Annotated in this window: 6 protein-coding genes; 3 read left to right on the top strand and 3 right to left on the bottom strand. The window is 61.2% G+C overall.

What is annotated here, in order from left to right:
* The 3 genes from C0456_RS19700 to C0456_RS21015 all read right to left on the bottom strand — a co-directional run.
* The coding region (locus C0456_RS19700) for an FAD-dependent oxidoreductase (protein ID WP_291056132.1) at nucleotides 1-466 on the bottom strand (466 nt) is incomplete at its 3' end.
* Nucleotides 467-477: 11 nt separating this feature from the next.
* Nucleotides 478-900 carry a limonene-1,2-epoxide hydrolase family protein gene (locus tag C0456_RS19695; protein ID WP_067399176.1) on the bottom strand — a complete coding sequence of 141 codons (423 nt, stop codon included), beginning with the start codon at nucleotides 898-900 and terminating at the stop codon, nucleotides 478-480.
* Nucleotides 897-1,289 carry a nuclear transport factor 2 family protein gene (locus C0456_RS21015; protein ID WP_067399174.1) on the bottom strand — a complete coding sequence of 131 codons (393 nt, stop codon included), beginning with the start codon at nucleotides 1,287-1,289 and terminating at the stop codon, nucleotides 897-899. Before C0456_RS21015 ends, C0456_RS19695 begins: the two co-directional genes overlap by 4 nt.
* 75 nt (nucleotides 1,290-1,364) lie before the next feature.
* Here C0456_RS21015 and C0456_RS19690 point away from each other — a divergent pair, with 75 nt between their 5' ends.
* From C0456_RS19690 to C0456_RS19680, 3 genes are all read left to right on the top strand, one after another.
* Entirely contained in the window at nucleotides 1,365-2,684 is a 1,320-nt protein-coding gene (locus C0456_RS19690) for a spinster family MFS transporter (RefSeq protein WP_367179321.1), read from the top strand.
* Nucleotides 2,685-2,686: 2 nt separating this feature from the next.
* A complete protein-coding gene (locus C0456_RS19685; protein WP_291056124.1) occupies nucleotides 2,687-2,905 on the top strand; it encodes a hypothetical protein in 219 nt (72 codons plus the stop codon).
* 52 nt (nucleotides 2,906-2,957) lie between these two features.
* Nucleotides 2,958-3,822 (top strand): oxidoreductase family protein (locus C0456_RS19680; RefSeq protein ID WP_291056121.1); only part of this gene is annotated, 865 nt, incomplete at its 3' end.

Genomic DNA, 3,822 nt, shown 5'->3' with positions numbered 1-3,822 from the left:
CGTTGAATTCCTGGCGCGGCCTGGACAGGCTGTCAAAATGCGGGCCAAGTTGCTTGCCGTCATATTCGGCGGGCGCGAGCAATCGCCCTTCGTGCATTGCTCCCTCAACGTCCGGATACCAGTCGCTGGAAGGTGGAGAGAGCAGGAAATTGACCGAACTGTTGGCCTCCAGCCACTCGACCATTTCCGGCCCTGTTTCGATATAGGCTTCGATCAGCTCACGCTCTGCCCGGTTGCCCACCACCGACAGGCAGTAGTCGAGCGCCTTCTGCTTACTGTCATCTACGCCTGCCGCAACCGCCTGCGGACTTTCGGGAATCCACACGCCGCCACCGGAGATCGCAGTCGTCCCGCCAAAGTGCGGCGCCTTTTCCAGAACGGCCACCTTGCGGCCCGCCTTGGCGGCGACCAGCGCTGCTGTCAGGCCTGCACCGCCAGACCCCATAACCACTACTTCGTACTGCATCGCCATTCCCCTCAAGCACACATGAGCGAACGCATAACCTGGTCATCGATCCCCAGTTGCCCGGCGCAATCCAGACCATCCCAATATTCCCGCCACCATACGATCTTGCCCGCATCATCCAGGTCGAACACGCCGACAACACTGGTGGTCGTTTCCCGTCCGTCTTTCAGCTGGCGACAGGTATCGACCCGTTCCGTGAACACGGTGGAGCCGGAAACGGCGAGGCTCAGAATGGCGCAGGCACATTCGTCGTAAAGTTCGTACTGGCGTTCCAGCTCTTCGCAGATGGCATCCGCACCCTGCCTGACTGGCGCGATCGGAACGACCGGCTGATACCGGGCACCGTCTGCCAGCAAGGCCCGCACCGCCGCGACATCAAGCTTGCGGGTATGGAAGAGCGAGAGGAATTGGCGCACTGCGATTTCAGGGTTCATGCTGCATCCCCTTGCGATCCGAAGAAAGCGGCGACTTTACTTGTGTCAAAATACTCGCGCCCGTGCACGATCTGGCCGTCCCTGATCACGAACAGGTCATGGTATTCATTGGCATAGACCCGCTCGCCGAAATGCATCTCGGAGCGGACCTCTGCGGCAACGGCATCACCTTCAGCTATTATGCCGATGATCTCGACCTTGCGCGGGGAAGCGGTCAGCAACATGCCTTTGACCGCATCTGTATAGGATTCCCGCGACAATTCGCCGGTCCCGATGATCCACCAGCTACATTCGGGTGCCTGCAAGGCCTCGATCGTATCGATGTCACCAGCCTCTACCGCGCCCAGGAAACGGCGGGCAATTTCCTTGTTTTGTTCTTCCTGCGTCATGCCGGTTTTTCTCTCCGTTTTCGCATCATCACGCGGTGCCTCGCCGCCCGCGCCTTTCCTTGGACAGGTTGCGGCATGGGCGGCTCTGCAATGCAGGGTGACGAGAGAGGAATTTGGATGGCTGGCGCCTCTATCAGCAAGGAGCAAGGCAACTACCGTTGGTATGTGCTTGCCATTTTGACAATTGCCCAGACTTGTCACGGGATCGACAGGGCCATCATCGGCCTGGTGCTGAAGCCCTTGGGCAACGAATTCAGCCTGTCTGGCGAACAGCTCGGTATCCTTGCAGGCCTGGCATACGGTATTCCCTTTGCCATCGCAGCCCTGCCCTTCGGTTACGCCGTGGACCGATTCAACCGCAAGAACCTCATGACCTTTGCGCTTAGCGCTTGGAGCGGAGCCACCGCGCTGTGCGGCGCTGCCACGGGTTTCTGGACCATGCTGTTGGGCCGCGCCGCAGTTGGCGTGGCGGAAGCCGGCGGATCTCCCACAGGCATGTCGCTGCTGTCCGACTATTTCGGCACGGACAAGCGCGCCACCGCCATCGGCATCTGGTATCTCAGCACCGGCATCGGCACGGCGCTGGCATTCTTTCTGGGCGGCTGGATCGTGGAGATTTACGGCTGGCGATGGGCCTTCGTCGCGGCCGGAATTCCCGGCCTGATGCTGGCCCCCCTGCTGTTCCTGACGATCCGCGAACCTAAACGCGGGCAGCAGGACGCGCCGTCCGAAGAAGCATCCGGTCCCTTCCGCCAGCGCGCGGGGGAATTGCTCGGCAGGCCCGGCATCTTCTTCTGCATTGCTGCCATCACCTGCATCGCCACCGGCATCTATGGGATGAGCACATGGCTCGCCACGTTCCTGATCGACAGCCATGACCTGGCAATCTCCAGTGCCGGCATGGTCGTGGCCATCGCCTATGGCATCCTGGGATCTCTCGGCAATCTGGTGGCTGGATGGGGCACGGACCGGATCAATGCCGCTCGTGGCGGCTTCGATCCGGGCCTGACCGCTTTGCTGGGTGCGATCATCCCGTTCCTGACCGCCATCACCGGGCTCGCCGCCGTGGGCGCAAGCGATACCACGCTGGCGATCGTGCTGGTCTTTGCCGCTGGTATCTTCAGCTCATCCTATAATGGCCCGATCTACGCTGTGATCGTGACCATCGCAGGGCCGCAACTGCGCGGCCTGGCAGTATCCTTCGTGCAGCTTAGCGCGAACCTGATCGGCGTGGGCCTTGGCGCATGGTTGATCGGCAGGGTCGCCGATGAAGTGGGCGGCCGCGATGGCGTTGCCTGGGGCATCGCAGCGGCAATGATGTTCTGTGTTGTCGGCGGCATCCTGCTGCTGCTGGCCAGCCTTCAAATCAAGAAATCACAAGTCGCCAGGAGTTGACCATGGATCCGCAAGCCCCCGCTCAATACAAGGCCGCAATCGTTGATCCGAACTGCGTGCCCCGGCCCTACCCGGCCCGCACGGAGAAACTTCCGACCAGTCTGGACCAGGTGGATGCTGCGTGGCTGGGCCGGATGATGAGCTACAAGTATCCTGGTGTTGCCGCCAACTCTATGGAGACGGTTGAACTGCTCAACAGCCACACCACCAAATGGCGTTAAGGTTGACTGGAACGATGCCGGCAAAGCGGCGGGCCTGCCCGACCATGTGTGCATGAAAGCGAACTGGTCGGGCTCTTTCGACAATGTCGATATTCATGCCCTGGAAGCCCGTTTCTACCATTTTATGGTGCAGGAAATGAAGGTTCCGACGGCGACGTGCTACTACGCCGACTGGGACGACGATGGCAGCGCGCACGGCTTCGTAGTGCTGGAAGACCTGGTCCAGCGCGGCGGGAAATTCGGCCACAGCACCGATGCCAACGGCGTCGACATGATCATGGCCAATCTGGAAGGGCTGGCGAAGCTTCATGGCAGCCTGTGGGGCAGAGACAAGATCAGCCCCGCCAATGCGCCCTGGCTACAGACCCAGATGGACACCCCGGTTGACAGCGACCAGGTGCGGATCATGTGGCAATGGATCGAAGCCAACCTGAAGGATCCGGCCTTCTGCGAAGTCGCGCCGCAGCACTACCTGGATGATCCGCGCAAGGTGGAACGCGCGTTCGACCGGCTGGGCGAGATCGAGCGCGCCTATGACGCACCGCACTGCATCGTGCTGGGTGATTGCCACCAGGGTAACACATACATCCTTCCCGAAGGCGAGCGGCTGTGGCTGGACTGGCAACTGGTGCGGCGCGGACGGCCTTGGCGTGACCTGACCTATTTCGTGATCGGCGCGCTGAGCATCGAGGAACGGCGCAAGCACCATAAGGACATGGTGAAGCAATACCGCGAATACCTTATCGCCACCGGGGCGCAGGGCGTGCCCGATTTTGACGAGGCTTGGGAGCAGAGCCGGCTGTTCGTGATGTACGGCTTGCAGGCCTGGGTCGCCAATCTCGATGCATGGGGCCAGAACGGCGTGCCCATGAACGAGCGCTTTTTCACCGCCGCCGAAGACTACGGCACGTGGCAAC

It is taken from the genome of Hyphomonas sp., assembly GCF_013823385.1.
Classification (GTDB): Bacteria; Pseudomonadota; Alphaproteobacteria; order Caulobacterales; family Hyphomonadaceae; genus Hyphomonas.
The sequence above is the reverse complement of the archived record's forward strand: the minus strand, read 5'-3'. Positions and strand labels throughout refer to the sequence as shown.

Coding starts and splice junctions, on each gene's coding strand:
- C0456_RS19695 (WP_067399176.1), bottom strand. CDS start 900: ATGAACCCTGAAATCGCAGTGCGCCAATTCCTCTCGCTCTTCCATACC.
- C0456_RS21015 (WP_067399174.1), bottom strand. CDS start 1,289: ATGACGCAGGAAGAACAAAACAAGGAAATTGCCCGCCGTTTCCTGGGC.
- C0456_RS19690 (WP_367179321.1), top strand. CDS start 1,365: ATGGGCGGCTCTGCAATGCAGGGTGACGAGAGAGGAATTTGGATGGCT.
- C0456_RS19685 (WP_291056124.1), top strand. CDS start 2,687: ATGGATCCGCAAGCCCCCGCTCAATACAAGGCCGCAATCGTTGATCCG.